The 16,970-nt window shown below is 73.6% G+C and carries 13 protein-coding genes and 1 pseudogene; 9 read left to right on the top strand and 5 right to left on the bottom strand.

Annotation, left to right across the window (positions count from 1 at the left end):
- Nucleotides 1-50 precede the first annotated feature (50 nt).
- From DKT68_RS17635 to DKT68_RS17605, 7 genes are all read left to right on the top strand, one after another.
- Entirely contained in the window at nt 51-1,631 is a 1,581-nt protein-coding gene (locus DKT68_RS17635; protein WP_109818511.1) for an amino acid permease, read from the top strand.
- A gap of 115 nt (nt 1,632-1,746) precedes the next feature.
- Nucleotides 1,747-3,111, top strand: coding sequence for a glutamine synthetase family protein (locus tag DKT68_RS17630; RefSeq protein ID WP_109818510.1), 1,365 nt, complete (start codon nt 1,747-1,749; stop codon nt 3,109-3,111).
- Between the two features lie 21 nt (nt 3,112-3,132).
- The gene (locus tag DKT68_RS17625; protein ID WP_109818509.1) at nt 3,133-4,488 is read left to right on the top strand and encodes an aldehyde dehydrogenase family protein; all 1,356 of its coding nucleotides are present in this window, start codon (nt 3,133-3,135) and stop codon (nt 4,486-4,488) included.
- A gap of 5 nt (nt 4,489-4,493) precedes the next feature.
- Entirely contained in the window at nt 4,494-5,261 is a 768-nt protein-coding gene (locus DKT68_RS17620; protein WP_109818508.1) for a 3-oxoacyl-ACP reductase, read from the top strand.
- A gap of 55 nt (nt 5,262-5,316) precedes the next feature.
- The gene (locus DKT68_RS17615; RefSeq protein ID WP_109818507.1) at nt 5,317-6,069 is read left to right on the top strand and encodes a gamma-glutamyl-gamma-aminobutyrate hydrolase family protein; all 753 of its coding nucleotides are present in this window, start codon (nt 5,317-5,319) and stop codon (nt 6,067-6,069) included.
- 47 nt (nt 6,070-6,116) lie between these two features.
- Nucleotides 6,117-6,668: a pyridoxamine 5'-phosphate oxidase family protein gene (locus tag DKT68_RS17610; RefSeq protein WP_109818506.1), complete on the top strand. Its 552-nt coding sequence runs from the start codon at nt 6,117-6,119 to the stop codon at nt 6,666-6,668.
- A gap of 192 nt (nt 6,669-6,860) precedes the next feature.
- Entirely contained in the window at nt 6,861-10,520 is a 3,660-nt protein-coding gene (locus tag DKT68_RS17605; protein ID WP_109818505.1) for a SpoIIE family protein phosphatase, read from the top strand.
- Nucleotides 10,521-10,588: 68 nt separating this feature from the next.
- Here DKT68_RS17605 and DKT68_RS17600 read toward each other — a convergent pair whose 3' ends face one another.
- Nucleotides 10,589-10,903, bottom strand: coding sequence for an STAS domain-containing protein (locus DKT68_RS17600; RefSeq protein WP_201749081.1), 315 nt, complete (start codon nt 10,901-10,903; stop codon nt 10,589-10,591).
- Nucleotides 10,904-10,998: 95 nt separating this feature from the next.
- Between DKT68_RS17600 and map the strand changes: the two genes are divergently transcribed.
- Both map and DKT68_RS17590 read left to right on the top strand, forming a co-directional pair.
- Nucleotides 10,999-11,856 (top strand): type I methionyl aminopeptidase, encoded by an 858-nt coding sequence (gene map / locus DKT68_RS17595; protein WP_074317881.1) that lies wholly within the window; start codon nt 10,999-11,001, stop codon nt 11,854-11,856.
- Nucleotides 11,853-12,566, top strand: coding sequence for a VIT1/CCC1 transporter family protein (locus tag DKT68_RS17590; RefSeq protein WP_109818503.1), 714 nt, complete (start codon nt 11,853-11,855; stop codon nt 12,564-12,566). Before map ends, DKT68_RS17590 begins: the two co-directional genes overlap by 4 nt.
- A gap of 7 nt (nt 12,567-12,573) precedes the next feature.
- On the opposite strand, the gene DKT68_RS17585 is transcribed toward DKT68_RS17590, so the two are convergent.
- The 4 genes and pseudogenes from DKT68_RS17585 to DKT68_RS17570 all read right to left on the bottom strand — a co-directional run.
- Nucleotides 12,574-13,311 carry a hypothetical protein gene (locus tag DKT68_RS17585; RefSeq protein WP_109818502.1) on the bottom strand — a complete coding sequence of 246 codons (738 nt, stop codon included), beginning with the start codon at nt 13,309-13,311 and terminating at the stop codon, nt 12,574-12,576.
- Nucleotides 13,312-13,343: 32 nt separating this feature from the next.
- Complete coding sequence (locus DKT68_RS17580; RefSeq protein ID WP_109818501.1) at nt 13,344-13,844, bottom strand: nitroreductase family deazaflavin-dependent oxidoreductase; 501 nt, start codon at nt 13,842-13,844, stop codon at nt 13,344-13,346.
- A gap of 61 nt (nt 13,845-13,905) precedes the next feature.
- Nucleotides 13,906-16,704 (bottom strand): FtsX-like permease family protein, encoded by a 2,799-nt coding sequence (locus DKT68_RS17575; RefSeq protein ID WP_236646943.1) that lies wholly within the window; start codon nt 16,702-16,704, stop codon nt 13,906-13,908.
- A pseudogene (locus DKT68_RS17570) lies at nt 16,701-16,970 on the bottom strand (ABC transporter ATP-binding protein); the annotation flags it as partial. The pseudogene DKT68_RS17570 and the gene DKT68_RS17575, both read right to left, overlap by 4 nt.

The following is a 16,970-nucleotide window of genomic DNA, read 5'->3' as shown; positions in this document are numbered from 1 at the left end:
GGACGACACTTTGCGCACTCGCACGCGGAACCACCTCAGGGAGGTGTGCAGTGGCCACGACGCCCGTGCCGACCGCCGAGCAACCGATGGACGACGACGCCCGACGGCTCGCCGAACTCGGCTACAAACAGGAGCTGCGCCGCAAGTGGAGCGGCTTCTCCAACTTCGCCATCTCGTTCTCGATCATCTCGATCCTGGCCGGCTGCTTCACCACCTTCGGTCAGGCGTGGAACAACGGCGGGCCGGTCGCCATCTCGTGGGGCTGGCCGCTGATCTCACTGTTCATCCTGATCATCGGCTTCTGCATGGCGGAGCTGGTGTCGGCGTACCCGACCGCCGGCGGCATCTACTGGTGGGCGGCGACCATGGGCCGCCCGGTGCACGGCTGGTTCACCGGCTGGCTGAACCTGATCGGCCTGGTGGCGGTCACCGCCTCGGTCGACTACGGGTGCGCGACCTTCCTCAACCTCACCCTGTCGGCGCTCTTCGACGGCTGGGCCGGCACGCTGCGCCAGGCGTTCGTCCTGTTCGTGATCATCCTGGCGCTGCACGGTCTGATCAACATCTTCGGGCACCGGATCATCGACGTCCTCCAGAACGTCTCGGTCTGGTGGCACGTCGCCGGCGCGGCCGCCGTGGTGGCCATCCTGGTCCTCGTCCCGGACAACCACCAGAGCTTCCAGTTCGTGTTCACCGAGCGGTTCAACAACTCCGGCTTCGGTGACGGGAACACCGGCGGGCTGACCTTCTGGTTCTACGTGCTGCCGCTGGGCTTCCTGCTCACCCAGTACACGATCACCGGCTTCGACGCCTGCGCGCACGTCTCGGAGGAGACCCGGGGCGCCTCGCAGGCCGCCGCACGGGGGCTCTGGCAGTCGATCTTCTACTCGGCGGTCGGCGGCTGGATCCTGCTGCTGGCGTTCCTCTTCGCGGCCACCGACGTCGAGGCGGTCAACGCCGCCGGCGGCTTCTCCGGCGCCATCTTCGAGTCCGCGCTCACCCCGGTCTTCTTCAAGATCGTCATCATCATCTCGACCATCGGGCAGTTCTTCTGCGGGATGAGCTGCGTGACCTCGATGAGCCGGATGGCGTACGCGTTCAGCCGCGACCGCGCGGTCCCGGGCTGGCGCCTCTGGTCCCGGGTGGACCGCAACGGCACCCCGGTCAACGCGATCATCGGCGCCACCGTGGCCGGCCTGGTGCTCACCCTGCCGGCGCTGTACGAGAGCTCCGCCGGCATCCCGATCGCCTTCTACGCGGTGGTCTCCGTCGCGGTGCTCGGGCTCTACCTGTCCTTCCTCATCCCGATCGCGCTGCGACTGCGGATGGGCGACCGCTTCGTGCCGGGACCGTGGACGCTCGGGCGGAAGTACAAGCTGCTCGGCTGGATCGCGGTGGTCGAGATCGTGGTCATCGCCGTCTACTTCGTGCTGCCGATCGTGCCCGCCGGGGTGCCCGGCAACGACGGGTTCACCTGGTCGGCCGTGAACTACGCGCCGCTCGCCGTGGGCGGGGTGCTGCTCGTCGTCGCCGTCTGGTGGTACGCCTCCGCACGGAAGTGGTTCGCCGGCCCCGTGCGTACCGTCGAGGCGCCTGCGGCCGACCCGACGCCGGTCGACGGCCCGGCCTGACCGGCACCCGGCGGGACGGGCACCGCTGCCGTCCCGCCGGGTTTGCCGCCCTCGCCGCCGGGGGCATTGACGGTGATCCGGTTTGCCAGTAGACCTTGGTGATGGAGGCCCGCACATGAGGAAAGCGCCGCTCACGCTGGAACAACTGCGGGTCGCCGTGGCCGAGGGCGAGATCGACACGGTGGTGTTGGCCCTCGTCGACATGCAGGGCCGGTTGCAGGGCAAACGGTTCCACGCGCCCTTCTTCCTCGACCAGGTGGTGGCCAACGGCAGCGAGGGTTGCAACTACCTGCTCGCCGTGGACGTCGACATGAACACCGTCGACGGGTACGCGATGTCGAGCTGGGAGCGCGGCTACGGCGACTTCGCGATGGTTCCGGACTTCGCCACCCTGCGCCGGATGCCCTGGCAGCCCGGCTCCGCGCTGCTGCTGGCCGACCTGACCTGGCTGGACGGCTCCGGTGACGTGGTCGCCTCGCCCCGGCAGATCCTGCGCCGGCAGCTCGCCCGGCTGGCCGAGCACGGGCTGACCGCGTACGCCGGCACCGAGCTGGAGTTCGTGCTGTTCCGCGACTCGTACGAGGACGCCTGGCGGCGCGGCTACCGCGACCTCACCCCGGCCAACCAGTACAACGTGGACTACTCCTTGCTCGGCACCGCCCGGGTCGAGCCGCTGCTGCGCCGGATCCGCACCGAGATGGCCGGGGCCGGGCTGACCCCGGAGAGCGCCAAGGGTGAGTGCAACCTCGGCCAGCACGAGATCGCCTTCCGCTACGACGAGGCGGTGGCGTGCGCCGACCATCACGTCATCTACAAGAACGGCGCCAAGGAGATCGCCGCCCAGGAGGGTGTGTCGATCACGTTCATGGCCAAGCCGAACGCGCGGGAGGGGAACTCCTGCCACATCCACTTCTCGCTGCGGGACACCAGCGGCGCCTCGGCGATGCTCGGCGGCGGGCCGGCGCACCTGTCGGAGACCGGGCAGCGGGTGCTCGCCGGGCTGCTGGCCACGATGCGGGAGTTCAGCCTGCTCTTCGCCCCGAACATCAACTCCTACAAGCGCTACCAGCCGGGCACGTTCGCCCCGACCGCGTTGCGGTGGGGCGTGGACAACCGCACCTGCGCGCTGCGGGTGGTCGGGCACGGGCAGGGCATGCGGGTGGAGAACCGGGTGCCCGGCGCCGACGTCAACCCGTACCTGGCGATCGCCGGGCTGGTCGCGGGCGCGCTGCACGGCATCGACCGAGGGCTCAAGCTGGGCCCGGAGTGCACCGGCAACGCGTACGACGACCCGGACGCCGAGCGGGTGCCGGGCACCCTACGCGACGCCCTGGCGCTGTGGGAGGAGTCGACGGTGGCCCGGGAGGCCTTCGGCGCGGAGGTGGTCGCCCACTACGCCAACCAGGCCCGGGTCGAGATCGCCGCCTTCGACGCCGCCGTGACGGACTGGGAGCTGACCCGTGGCTTCGAACGCCTGTAACGAGCGCGGGGGGTGGGGCGCGTGACCCTGGTCGTGGATCCGGCTTCCGGGGAGGGGTTCCGGGACGTTCCCGGCGCCTCCCTGGAGGAGGTTGATTCCGCTGTCTCGCGGGCGGCTCGGGCCTTCGAGGCCTGGCGGGCCGTGGCGCCGGGGGAGCGGGCCCGGATGCTGCGGCGGTTCGCCGCCGTGGTCGACGCGCACCTGGACGAGCTGGCCGCGCTGGAGGTCCGCAACTCCGGGCATACCATCGGCAACGCCCGCTGGGAGGCCGCCAACGTCCGGGACGTGCTCGACTACTACGCGGGCGCGCCGGAGCGGCTGACCGGGCGGCAGATCCCCGTCGCCGGCGGGTGGGACGTCACCTTCCACGAGCCGCTCGGCGTGGTCGGGGTGATCGTGCCGTGGAACTTCCCGATGCCGATCGCCGCCTGGGGGTTCGTCCCGGCCCTCGCCGCCGGCAACACCGTGGTGCTCAAACCCGCCGAGCTGACCCCGCTCACGGCGCTGCGCCTCGCCGAGCTGGCCCGCGAGGCCGGCCTGCCCGACGACGTGTTCACCGTCGTCCCGGGTGAGGGTGCCGTGGTGGGGGAGCGGTTCGTCAGCCACCCGGCGGTCCGCAAGATCTGCTTCACCGGCTCCACCGAGGTCGGCACCAGGATCATGGCCGGCTGTGCCGCCCAGGTGAAGCGGCTCACCCTGGAGCTGGGCGGCAAGAGCGCGAACATCGTGTTCGCCGACGCCGACCTGGACCGCGCCGCCGCCACCGCGCCGTCCGCGGTCTTCGACAACGCGGGCCAGGACTGCTGCGCCCGGTCCCGGATCCTGGTCCAGCGACCGGTGTACGACCGCTTCCTGGAACTGCTCGAACCGGCGGTACGGGCGGTGCGCGTGGAGGACCCCTCCCGGGACACCGCCGAGATGGGCCCCCTGATCTCCGCGGGGCAGCGCGACCGGGTGGCCGGCTACGTGGCCGGGTCGCGGGTGGCGTTCACCGGCTCCTGCCCCGACGGCCCCGGTTTCTGGCACGCCCCGACTGTGCTGCTGGCCGACTCGCCGGCCGACCGGCACTGGCGGGAGGAGATCTTCGGCCCGGTGGTCTCGGTGCTCCCGTTCGACGACGAGGCCGACGCCGTCCGTCTCGCCAACGACACCGAGTACGGCCTCTCCGGCTCGATCTGGACCCGCGACGTGGGGCGCGCCCTCCGCCTGGCCCGGGCCGTCGACTCGGGCAACCTCAGCGTCAACTCGCACTCCTCGGTGCGCTACTGGACCCCGTTCGGCGGGATGAAGCGCTCCGGGCTGGGCCGGGAGCTCGGCCCGGACGCGCTGCACGCCTTCACCGACGTCAAGAACGTGTTCATCGCGACAGAGGAGTGACGCCAGTGCAGGGTCGGTTGCAGGACCGGGTGGCCGTGGTCACCGGAGCGGGCAGCGGGATCGGGTTGGCCACCGTCCGGCGGTTCGCCGCCGAGGGCGCCCGGGTGGTCTGCGTGGACATTGACGCGGAGGCCGGCGAGCGGGCCGCCGAGGAGTGCGGCGGCGAGTTCGTGGCCACCGACGTCGCCGACGAGTCGGCGGTGCGCGACCTCTTCGACGGCGTGGCCGACCGGCACGGGCGGGTGGACGTCGCGTTCAACAACGCCGGCATCTCCCCGCCGGACGACGACTCCATCCTGGACACCGGCCTGGACGCCTGGGAGCGGGTGCTGCGGGTCAACACGACGAGCGTCTACCTCTGCTGCAAGTACGCCATCCCGCACATGCGCCGCCAGGGCAAGGGCTCGATCATCAACACGGCGTCGTTCGTGGCGCTGATGGGCGCGGCGACGTCGCAGATCGCGTACACGGCGAGCAAGGGCGGGGTGCTGGCGATGACCCGGGAGCTGGGCGTCCAGTTCGCCCGGGAGGGCATCCGGGTCAACGCGCTCTGTCCCGGCCCGGTGGCCACCCCGCTGCTGCTGGAACTCTTCGCCGCCGACCCGGAGCGGGCCGCCCGCCGGCTGGTGCACGTGCCGATGGGCCGGTTCGGGCAACCGGAGGAGATTGCCGCCGCGGTGGCGTTCCTGGCCAGCGACGACGCCTCGTTCATGACCGCCGCGCAGTTCGTGGTCGACGGCGGGATCACCGGCGCGTACGTCACGCCACTGTGAGCGCGAGGAATGAGCCGGGTTTGCGAGCCCCGCAGTCGCGAACGGTGCCAGCTCCGTGACCAGGCCGTTGATCGGGATCAGCGCGTACGTCGAGCCTGCCGACTGGGCGGTCTGGTGGGGTGTTCGGGCGGTGCTGGTGCCCGAGGCGTACGTGCGGGCGGTGACCGCCGCCGGTGGTCGTGCGGTGGTGCTGCCGCCGGACGACGCGGACGGTGACGTGGTGGCCGTCCTCGACGGGCTGCTGCTGGCCGGCGGCGCCGACGTCGACCCGGGGCGGTACGGCCAGCCGCGCGACCCCAGGACCGACGACCGGCCCGACCGGGACGCCGGCGAGCTGACCCTGCTGGCCGCCGCGCTCACCGCCGAGGTGCCGGTGCTGGGGGTCTGCCGGGGGATGCAACTGCTGGCCGTCGCCTACGGCGGCACCCTGCACCAGCATCTGCCCGACGTGGTCGGTCACGACGCGCACCGGCCGGCGCCCGGGGTCTACGGCGCGCATGCCGTGCGGTTCGCGCCGGGCAGCCTGGCCGCCACCGTGTTGGCCGGCGTGGACGGGGTCAACTCGTACCACCACCAGGCGGTCGCCGACCCCGGGCGGCTCGCGGTCACCGGCTGGGCGGCGGACGGCGTGATCGAGGCGGTCGAGGATCCGGGTCGGCCGTTCGTGCTGGGGGTGCAGTGGCATCCGGAGAACGAGCCGGATCCCCTCCCGATCGCCGCGCTGGTGCGGGCGGCCCGCCAGCGGACCCCCGGTGCGCTGGTCGCCCCGCCCGACGACACCGCGCTCCGGAGGCCCGCGGCGACGTGACGCACATCGCAACCGCCGGGTGAGGCCGCTGGTGGGAGGATCAGCACATGGGCAAGGTCTATCCGGAGATCGATGGCCGACTGCGTGACTTCATCGCGGCCCAGCCGGTCTTCTTCGTGGCCACCGCGCCGTCGGGTGCCGAGGGGCACGTCAACGTCTCACCGAAGGGCATGCGGGGCACCTTCGTGATCCTCGGGCCGCACCGCGTGGCGTACCTCGATTACCACGGCAGCGGCGCGGAGACCATCGCTCACCTGCGGGACGACGGCCGGATCACGCTGATGTTCTGCGCCTTCGACGGCCCGCCGAAGGTCGTCCGGTTGCACGGCCGGGGCAGCAGTGTCGCGGTGACCGAGGAGGCCTTCGCCGACCGGCTCGCCGAGTTCCCCGAGCCGCCGGACGTGCACGCCGTCCGAGCCGTGATCACCGTCGAGGTGGAGCGGGTCAGCGACTCCTGCGGGTACGCGGTGCCGTTGCTGGACTACCGCGCCGAACGTGATCTGTTGCTCACCTCACACTCGCGCCGTACCGCCGACGACCTGGTGGCCTACCGGGCCACCAAGAACGCGGCGAGCATCGACGGCCTGCCCGTCTTCTGAGTACGGAATCACCGCCCGCCGGGGCCGCCCGCCACCGCACCCACCCCGCACTGTCGGGTGGCCGACGGGTGAGCGTGGGTAATCAGCGTCTGAGCAGCGACATACGTTACGTTGCTGATCCGCCGGGGTACAGGTCGGAGCACGGCACGTGGGAGATCAACGGCTGGGGGCACGGCCGGAGCGGGAGGCTGCATGAGCTCGGCCCAGGGGGGCGCGGACGCGGGGAACCCCTTCGCGGACGGCGGGAAACTCTCCCCGATGCTGGCGGCCGCGTTCGCGGCCGGTGGAGAGCTGGGCGAGCGGCTGAACGGCTTCGACTGGTCCTCGACACCGGTGGGCGCACCCGGCGGCTGGCCGCCGTCGCTCTCCACCGCGGTCGGCATGATGCTCGCCTCCAGCGCGCAGATCGTCATGTTCTGGGGCGAGGACGAGCTCGCCTTCTACAACGACGCCTACCGCCCGACCATCGGCGCCAAGCACCCGGCGGTGCTCGGCCAACCGGCACGGCAGCACTGGGCGGAGACCTGGGAGGTGCTCGGGCCCCTGCTCGAAGGCGTCCGGCGCACCGGGCGTTCCTACCGGGGCGAGGACCACCCGTTCCTGCTGGACCGGTACGGCTTCCTCGAGGAGACCTACTTCGACGTCTCGTACGACCCGATCCGGGGGGCCGACGGCTCGGTCGACGGCGTCTACTGCATCGTCAACGAGACCACCGGCCGGGTGGTCGGCGAGCGCCGGCTGCGCGCGCTGGCCGAGCTGGGCGCCGAGCTGGCCGACGCGGGCAGCGCCGCCGAGCTCGGCCGGACCGCCGCCGACGTACTCGGTCGGCACCGCGCCGACGTGCCGTTCGCGCTGATCTACCTGGCCGACGACGCCGGCCGGTTCACCCTGGCCGGTTCCCACGGCACCGGCCCGACGTCCGTCGGGATGGACCCCGAGGTGCTCGCCCGGGTCGCCGCCGACGGCGCGCCCGCCGCGATCGACGTGGCCGGGCTGCTCGACCCACCGCCGGCCGACGCGGCCGACAAGGCCTTCGTGCTGCCCATCACGGCGACCAACGAGACGGTCGGCGCGCTGGTCGTCGGCGCGGCACGCCGGCTGCCGCTCAGCGACGAGTACCGCGACTTCCTCGACCTGGTGGCCGCCCAGATCTCCCGGGCGATGGGCAAGCAGCGGGCGTACGAGCAGGAGCGGGCCCGCACCGCGGAGCTGGCCACATTGGACCAGGCCAAGAGCAACTTCTTCGCCAACGTCAGCCACGAGTTCCGCACCCCGCTGACCCTGGTGCTCGGCCCGCTGGACGACATGCTGGCCGACCCGGCGCTGCCCGCCGACTACACCGACCGGCTCACCACGATGCACCGCAACGCGCTGCGCCTGCTCAAGCTGGTCAACACCGTGCTGGACTTCTCCCGGCTCGAATCCGGTCGGCTGGCCGCCCGCTACCAGCCCACCGACCTCGCCGACTACACCGCCCGGCTCGCCAGCACCTTCCGCTCGGCCACCGACCGGGCGGGCCTGCGACTGGTGGTGGACTGCCCGCCCCTGCCGGCGCCCGTCTTCGTCGACCGGGACATGTGGGAGAAGATCGTCCTCAACCTGGTGTCGAACGCGGTCAAGTTCACCTTCGACGGCGAGATCCGGGTCCGGGTCCGGGCGGTGGACGGCGCCGCCCGACTGGAGGTGACGGACACCGGCGTGGGGATCGTGCCGGCCGAGCTGCCGCACGTCTTCGAGCGGTTCCACCGGGTGCCGGGGGTGCGCGCCCGCACCCACGAGGGCACCGGGATCGGCCTGGCGCTGGTCCGGGAGCTGGTCGGGATGCACGGCGGCGAGGTGGGGCTGACCAGCCGGGTCGACGAGGGCAGCACCTTCACGGTGACGATCCCGTTCGGGTCGGCGCACCTGCCCGCCGACCGGGTGGCGGCGTCCGGCTCCGTGCAGGCAAGCGAGCCCGACCAGGCCCGGCTCTACGTGGCCGAGACCGCGTTGTGGACCGGCAGCGAGCCGCCGCCGGAGTTCGCCGTCCGGCCGACGGAGGTCCCCCCGGCCGGCCGCATCCTGATCGTCGACGACAACGCGGACCTGCGCGAGCACGTCACCCGGCTGCTCACCCCGACCTGGGAGGTGGTCACCGCGAGCGATGGGCTGGCGGCACTGCCACTGGCCCGCGAGGGCGGGTTCGACCTGGTGCTCACCGACGTGATGATGCCCCGGCTGGACGGGTTCGGGCTGGTCGGCGCGCTACGCGCGGACCCGCGTACCCGGCACGTGCCGATCGTGCTGCTCTCCGCCCGGGCCGGCTCCGCGGAGGCGGTGGCCGGTCTCTCCGTCGGCGCCGACGACTACCTCACCAAGCCGTTCTCCGGCCAGGAGCTGATCGCCCGGGTCCGGGCCAACGTCGAGCTGGGCCAGCTGCGCGGGCAGATCATCCGCCGGCTCCGGGCGCTGGCCGACGCCGCCGTCGCGGTCAACACCGCCCGGTCGACCGCCGACGTGCTCCAGGTCGCCGCCCGGCACGCGCTCAACCTTGCCGAGGCCGCACGGGTGGTGGTCACCGCCACCGGAGCCCGGTTCGAGGCGGACGCCGGCGGCGTCACCGCCGCCGACCCGTCCTTCGTGGCCGAGCTGACCGGCACCGCCGGTGAGCCGCTCGGCGAGCTACGGGTCTGGCGGCCGGCCAGTGACGACGCCCAGGCCGACGAGGCCGCGCTGACCCAGCTCGCCCGGCTGGTCGGAGTGCGGCTGGAGAACGCCCAGCTCTACGAGGCCGAGCACCGGATCGCCACCACCCTGCAGCACAGCCTGCTGCCCCGGTCGCTGCCGCAGATGCCCGGCGCGGTGGTGGCGAGCCGCTACCTGCCGGGCAGCGCCGACGTCGAGGTCGGCGGCGACTGGTACGACGTGATCGCGCTGGAGGACGACGAGCTGGTGCTGGTCATCGGTGACGTGGTCGGCAAGGGCGTCCGGGCCGCCGCGGCGATGGGACAGCTCCGCAACGCGTTGCGGGCGTACGTGCTGGAGGGCTACGACCCGGGTGAGTCCCTGACCCGGCTCAACCGGCTGGTCGGGTCCACCGAGGGCCGCTCCTTCGCCACCGTCGTCTGCCTGCTGTTCAGCCCGCGTACCGGCCGCCTGCGGTACGCCAGCGCCGGTCACCCCTCGCCACTGCTGATCAGAGGAGGCGACGTGGCGTTCCTGCACGACCGCGCGCTCGGCCCACCGGTCGGCGCCATCCCCGGCACGACGTACCAGGCCGTCGAGGGGGAGTTGCCCGCCGGCAGCCGGCTGCTGCTCTACACCGACGGGCTGATCGAGGACCGCAAGCTCGGCATCGACGCCGCGCTGGCCCAGCTGCGCGCCGACGCGGCCGTCTCCGGCGAGCACGTGGAGGACCTGATCGACGCGGTGGTCGAGCGGGTCGTCGGGCGACCCCGCCGCGACGACGTGGCGGTACTCGCCCTCGAGGCGGCGGAGCTGAACCGCTTCGCCCTGCGCCTCCCGGCGGACCCCACCCGGCTGAGCGTGCTGCGCAAGCGCCTGGAGGACTTCCTGGTCGCGCACGAGGTCGGCGAGACGGACCTGTTCGACCTGACCGTGGCGGTCTCCGAGGCCGCCGCGAACGCCATCGAGCACCCGATCCACCCCGCCGAGCCGATGATCAGCGTGGAGGTGGCCATCGAGAACCGCACGGTGACCGCGACCGTTCGCGACAGCGGGCAGTGGCGGGAGTCGACCGGCTCCGGATTCCGGGGGCGCGGGCTGTCCCTGATCAAGGCGTTGGGTGACCTGTCGGTGCGGCGTACCGATGAGGGCACCGAGGTGACGCTCCGCCGGCAGTTGCAGGCCTGACCGAGCGCCCGACGACGGCCGGACGGGGCGTGCGCCCGACGGGCGGTGCGCGGCCGGCTCAGGCCGGCTCAGGCCGGCTTCAGCCAGCTCTGCCCGCTCAGGCCGGAGATGTCCAACACCCGACGGACCTGCCGGGACGGCAGCACGGTGAGCCGGTCGGGAAACTGCTGGGCGAGCCGAATCACGGCGTGGATGGCGGCCGAGTCGAAGAAGGTGACCGCGCTCAGGTCGAGGGTGATCCGCTCGGCGGGCTCGCGCAGAGCGGCCTGGAGCATCGTGTCGGCGGTCGCCATGTCGACCTCGCCGGCCACCACCACGTGGAGGTGATCACCGTCGATCTCCGCGCTGGCGGAGAAGACGGGCGGTGCTCCCCCTTGATCCACGATGACACCATGGCACAGCCGGCCTGGCAGGGCAACAACCGGTCCGGGCCGGCCGTGGCGAGGGTCACCAGCCGGCCCGGCGATAGGCTTGGGACATGACCGTCCGTCCGCCGCTGACCCCAGGTACGCTCTCCCCGATGCGACCGGTGCCCGCCCACATTCCCCGACCGGAGTACGTGGGCAAGAAGCGCCCCCAGGAGTGGCGCGGCTCGCACGTGCAGACGCCGGAGACCATCGAGAAGATGCGGATCGCCAGCCGGCTGGCCGCCCAGGCGACGCAGCTCGCCGGCGAGCACTGCAAGCCCGGCGTGACCACCGACGAGATCGACCGGGTGGTGCACGAGTTCCTCTGCGACCACGACGCGTACCCGTCGACGCTGGGCTACAAGGGCTTCCCCAAGTCCTGCTGCACCAGCCTCAACGAGGTCATCTGCCACGGCATCCCGGACTCCACCGTCCTGAAGGACGGCGACATCATCAACGTCGACGTGACCGCGTACATCGGAGGGGTGCACGGCGACACCGACGCCACCTTCTGCGTCGGCGAGGTCAGCGAGGAGGCCCGGCTGCTGGTCGAGCGGACCCACGAGGCGATGATGCGCGGCATCCGCGCGGTCGCCCCGGGCCGGCAGATCAACGTGGTGGGCCGGGTCATCGAGTCGTACGCCAAGCGGTTCGGCTACGGGGTGGTCCGTGACTTCACCGGCCACGGCATCGGCGAGTCCTTCCACAGCGGGCTCTACGTGCCGCACTACGACAGCCCGCGGCCCACCGACATCATGGAGCCGGGGATGACCTTCACCATCGAGCCAATGATCACGCTGGGCACCTACCAGTACGACATGTGGGACGACGGGTGGACCGTGGTCACCAAGGACCGGAAGTGGACGGCCCAGTTCGAGCACACCATCGTGGTGACCGACGACGGCCACGAGATCCTGACCCTGCCGTGACCGACACCCCGGCGGCAACGCGCGAGGCGCACCACGCGGACGTCTCCGGCGGCTGGCTGCGCCCCGCCGTCTTCGGCGCCATGGACGGACTGGTCACCAACATCGCCCTGATCGCCGGAGTCGGCGGCGGTGGCGTCTCGCCGCGCAGCATCGTGCTCACCGGCACCGCCGGCCTGGTGGCCGGCGCGATCTCGATGGGGCTCGGCGAGTACACGAGCGTCCGCTCGGCCAACGAGCAGGTCGCCGCCGAGGTGGCCAAGGAACGGCGCGAGCTGGAGCGGCACCCCGAGGCGGAGGCCCGCGAACTGGCCGACGTGTGGGTGGCCCGCGGCCTGCCCCGGGACCTGGCCACCCAGGTCGCCGAGGCGGTGCGGCGTGATCCCGAGGAGGCGCTGCGGGTGCACGTCCGCGAGGAGTTGGGCGTCGACCCCGACGAACAGCCCAGCCCCTGGTCGGCGGCGATCTCCTCGTTCCTGTTCTTCTCGGTGGGCGCGCTGGTTCCCCTGCTGACGTACCTGTTCGGCGCCACCGAGCTGTGGCTGGCGCTGGCGGTCGGCGGGCTCGGGCTGTTCGCCGCCGGCGCGGTGGTGGCCCGGTTCACCAACCGGCCCTGGTGGACCAGCGGGCTGCGCCAACTGCTGCTGGGCGCCGCGGCGGCCGCCGCCACCTACCTGATCGGGTCGCTGATCGGGGTGCAGGGCGGGCTGTGACGCCGGGTCAGCCGGCGAGCAGTTCGTCGACCGTGCCGTCCACCGGGCGGCCACGGGCGGTCAGCTCCACCGCCTGCCGAGTCAGCACCGCCCCGACCTCGGTCATGTCCGCGCCGGCCAGACCGGTACGCCGAACCGCGTCCCCCGGGTCCCGGAAGTAGGTGCGGCTCAACAGGCCCGTCACCGTGGCCGCGGCCAGCCGAGCCTCGCCGAGCATCAGCAGCGCCCGGTCGGTCTCGTACCACTCGGCCAGCCGCGCGGCCCGCGCGTGCGCCGCGCTGCCCCGGTACCAGGCCTGCCGGGCCGCGGTGCTGAACTCCGCCGGCCTGGCCCGCGCCAGCCGCCCCAGGTGCTCGTCGCGCAGCGTCCGCAACCAGCCCGTCGGGTCGTGCAACGCCCGGGTCGTCACGTAGCGGTCGGCCGTCAGTGGCCAGAGTGGGGAGAGCACCCGCGCCTGCCCGAGGTAGTCCTCGGCGGCGGCCACGGTCAGGTCTACCAGCACCCCGTCCACCCGCCGGGTCGCCGGTGGTGGCCCGGTGCCGGATCGGTAGGTGACCACCAGCATCCCCACCTCGCCGTCCCCGCCGCCGTCGTCGTCGCCGTGCGCCAGCGGACCGTGCACCGCCACCGCCAGCACGTCGGCCGGGAAACGCCGCCGGGCCGCCTCGGCGACCCGCTCCGCCACGACCCACCGTCGATCGTCGAAGCCCCGGTCCACACCGGCCTGCCCGCTGCTCGCGCTCACCGGCCGCCTCCCGTTCCCGACTGAGCGTCAGCCTAACCAGCCGGTGGCGGGGCGCCCGGCCCGCCGCGCCCGGTCGGCACCAGCCGGAAGACGCGGATCTCCCGGCCGCCGGCCCGCTGCACGTACGTGCGGTACGCCGGCCATTCGGTGACCAGGAGCTGCCACAGCCGGTCCCGCTCGGCGCCGGTGGCCAGCTCGGCCCGTACCGGCACGCGCCGGCCCCTGACGTCCACCTCGGCGGTCGGGTCGGCGAGCAGGTTCATCGCCCAGCCGGGCTGGTGGGTCTGCCCCCAGTTGGAGCCGACCACCACGTACGCGTCCCCGTCGGGCACGTAGAGCAGGGGGTTGCTGCGCGGCTTGCCGGAACGGCGGCCGGTGGTGGTGATCACCAGGGACGGGATCAGGCCGAGCGCGACCACCCGGCCCTTGGTGAGCCGGCCGACGATCCGGTCGGCGGGGACCAGCATGCGGGCGGCGGCGCCGAACCAGCGGTGGTGACCGACTCGACGGGTGAGGGTTCCCAGCACTGACACGTCGACCAGTCTGCCGGCTGCCGCGCCCCGGCGGCACCCCCCGAGAAGCCGACGGCGCCGCTCAGTCGAGCCGTCGCTCGATCGGCAACCGGGCGCGGGTGAACAGGCCCGCGCCGAGCATCGCCACCACCGGCACCACCACCAGGACGCCGAGCGCCGGCCACGGCATCAGGAACGGGTACGGCTCACGCAGCGGCCAGCCGGTGGCGTACTGCCGGTTGACCGAGAACAGCACGATGGCGGCGGTGCCCAGCCCGGCCACGATGCCGAGCACCGAGCCCAGGCCGGCGATGACCCCGGCCTGGCAGATCGCCAGCAGTCGGCGTACCCCCGGGGCCGCGCCGACCGCCGCGAGGGTGGACAGCTCGGCGCGCCCCTCGGCCGCGGTGAGCGCGGTGGCGATGCCGGCCGCGCCGACCGTGATCAGCCCGGCCGCCGCGGCGAGCAGCAGCAGCAGCGGTGAGTTGTCGCGGGGTGCGGCGCCCTGCTCCACGCTCAGCGAGAACGCCCCGAAGGACTGCAGCGCCGCGGTGAAGCGTTCCTGCCGGCGCACGTCCGGCGGCGCCGGGGTGCTGACCACCCAGCCGGTGGGCGACCAGCTCAGCCCGAGCTGCCGGGCGGCGGTCGCGGACAGCAGCAGGCTGGGTTCGCCGACCGTCGGAGGCAGCGCGTACCCGGGCAGTTCCCGGGTGGTGACGACCGGCCCGGCCGACTCGGTCTCCACCCGGTGCACCTGCACGGTGATCCGGCCGTCGTGCAGGTAGCGCGGGTCGGTCACCACGGCGCCCCCGGCGCGCAGCACCTCGGTGGCGGCGTCGGTCGCCGCAGGGTCCGCGCCGGTGAGGAGCGGCAGCGCGCTGCCGTCGTCCACCAGGGTCCGCACCCACGTGCCGTAGTAGTCCACGCCGCGGACGACGCAGCGCGGGTCCGCCCGGGCCTGCCGGCGCTCCGCGTCGGAGAGGCTGTCCCCGGGCTGCCAGGGGCAGGCCCGCCCGGGCGGTAGCTCCGGCGCGACGGAGCAGTAGCCGCCCGGGGTGGTCGTCGTGCAGGCCGCGGCCTGCACCGGCGCCACCGCGTCGGCGCCCAGGTGCGCACGGGCCGCCGTGGTGACCTGGGCCAGCGTGGGTCCGGGCCGCTGGGCCGGCCCCGCCGGGTTGACCAGCACATGGCCGGTCGGCAGCATCGGCTGGTAGGCGCGGGCGTCGCGGACCCCGTCGCTGGCCAGGTACCCACCAAGCGCGACGCTGCTGGCCACGGCCGCCATCACGGCGCAGATGGCCGGCGCCGCCGCGGCCCGGTTGCGGCTGGCGTCGCGCAGCGCGATCCGGGGTGCCAGCGGCAGCACCCGGCCGAGCCGGGCGAGCGCGCCGATCAGCGTGGGCGTGCAGCAGACCAGGCCCAGTTCGCCGAGGATCAGGCCGGTCAGGATCACCGCCGGTGAGGTCTGGGTGGCCCCGAGGGCCGCGAGCGCCGCCCCGCCGACCACCAGCGTCAGCCCGAGGACCAGCCACCGGGTCGGGGACCGGGGCGGGGTACGACGCCCGGCGAGCCCGGCGATGACGTCCTGCCGGGCGGCGGTCCAGGCCGGCGCGAGCGCGGCGAGCACCCCGGCCAGCACCGCGACACCGCCGAGCAGGACCAGCGCCGACGGCCAGCAGCGGTACCCGCCGAAGCGGGCGCCGAAGACGTACTGCTCCACCAGCGGGCGACCGGCGAACGCGGCGCCGACGCCGAGCAGCAGGCCGGCGGCGGCGCCCAGCACACCCAGCACGACCCCGTCGGCGAGGACGACCCGACGAAGCTGGGCGGCGTCCCCACCGGCCACCGCGACCAGTGCCAGGTCCCGCCGCCGGCGGCGCACGCCGACCGCGAAGGCCGGCCCGACCAGCAGGACGACCTCCAGAAGCCCGAGGCCGGCGATCAGCACGCCGGTGCTCAGTTCGGCCGCGTCGTTCGGACCGACCACCCCGAGCCAGCCCCGGGACGGTTGCGTCGACGGGCCGGTCGGGTGGCGCGGGGCGACCAGCACGCCGCGCTCGTTGAGTCGGGACACCACCGCCGCGTCGACGGTGCCGGGCACGTCCACCAGCCAGGTGCCGGGCGGCTCCGGGTCGGCTCGCGGTACGGCGGCCGGGTGCAGCGCCACCACCGGGCCGAGGTTGTCGGGGAATTCGACCACCCCGACGACGGTGTACACCCTGGTCCCGTCGGCGGTGGCCACGGCGGCGCCGAGGTGCAGGTCCAGGCGGCGGAGCGCGGCCGGGCTCACCGCGACCTCGCCGGGCTGCCGGGGTGCCCGTCCGGCCTGGAACCGCACCAGCCCCCGGGCCAACGGGTCGGTGAGGTCCAGCACCCGCCCTTCCAGGTCCTCGTCGCGGTGCGGGCCGTGGACGCTCAGCGTGACCGTGTCGCGTACCTCGGTGACCCGGCTGCCCGGGCGGAGCAGCGCGGCCACCTCGGAGGTGGTGGCCGTCCGGCGGCCGGACGCGTGATCACCCTCCGAGGCGTACCAGCTGTCGCCCCACTCGTCCTGCGCGATCGGGGTGTCGGTGATCCAGCGCAGCTCCGCGTCGGCGACACCGAGCCGCCGGTCGATCCGCTCCTGCGGGGTCAGCTCGGCCATGTCGTAGCTGACCGCCAGGAAGGTCAGCACCAGCACCGGCAGCGCGATCATCGCGAGCACCAGGGCGGTGCGCCGGCGTGCCCGCCGTGACTCCCGCCGGGCGATCCGCAGCGCGGCCCGCCAGGAACCGGTCAGCTCGGCCAACCGCCGCCGGCCCGGAGGAGCTGGCGGCGGACCGGGCGGGACCGCCGGGACGTCGGCGCGGCCGGGGGCCCGCAACGCCCGGCGGATGGTCACCGGTCGCTGCCGGACAGCAGTTGCTCGACGCTGCCCAGCGGCGCCGTCGTGTCGACCAGCACCCCGTCGCGCAGGAACACCACCCGGTCGGCCCAGCCGGCGTGCCGCGCCTCGTGGGTGACCAGTACGCCGGCGGCGCCCGCGTCGACCCTGCGACGCAGCAGGTGCAGCACGGCCTCGCCGGTCTGCGAGTCCAGCGCCCCGGTCGGCTCGTCGGCGAGCACCAGCCGCCGCTCGCCGACCAGCTCTCCGGCGGCCAGCAGCAG

It is taken from the genome of Micromonospora acroterricola, assembly GCF_003172955.1.
Taxonomy (GTDB): Bacteria; Actinomycetota; Actinomycetes; order Mycobacteriales; family Micromonosporaceae; genus Micromonospora; species Micromonospora acroterricola.
Note: the sequence above shows the minus strand (reverse complement) of the source record. Positions and strands in the feature narration are given on the sequence as shown.

Bases quoted from the DNA above. Each gene is read 5' to 3' on its own strand.
- map (WP_074317881.1), top strand. From the start codon at position 10,999: ATGACCGTCCGTCCGCCGCTGACCCCAGGTACGCTCTCCCCGATGCGA.
- DKT68_RS17610 (WP_109818506.1), top strand. From the start codon at position 6,117: ATGGGCAAGGTCTATCCGGAGATCGATGGCCGACTGCGTGACTTCATC.
- DKT68_RS17630 (WP_109818510.1), top strand. From the start codon at position 1,747: ATGAGGAAAGCGCCGCTCACGCTGGAACAACTGCGGGTCGCCGTGGCC.
- DKT68_RS17605 (WP_109818505.1), top strand. From the start codon at position 6,861: ATGAGCTCGGCCCAGGGGGGCGCGGACGCGGGGAACCCCTTCGCGGAC.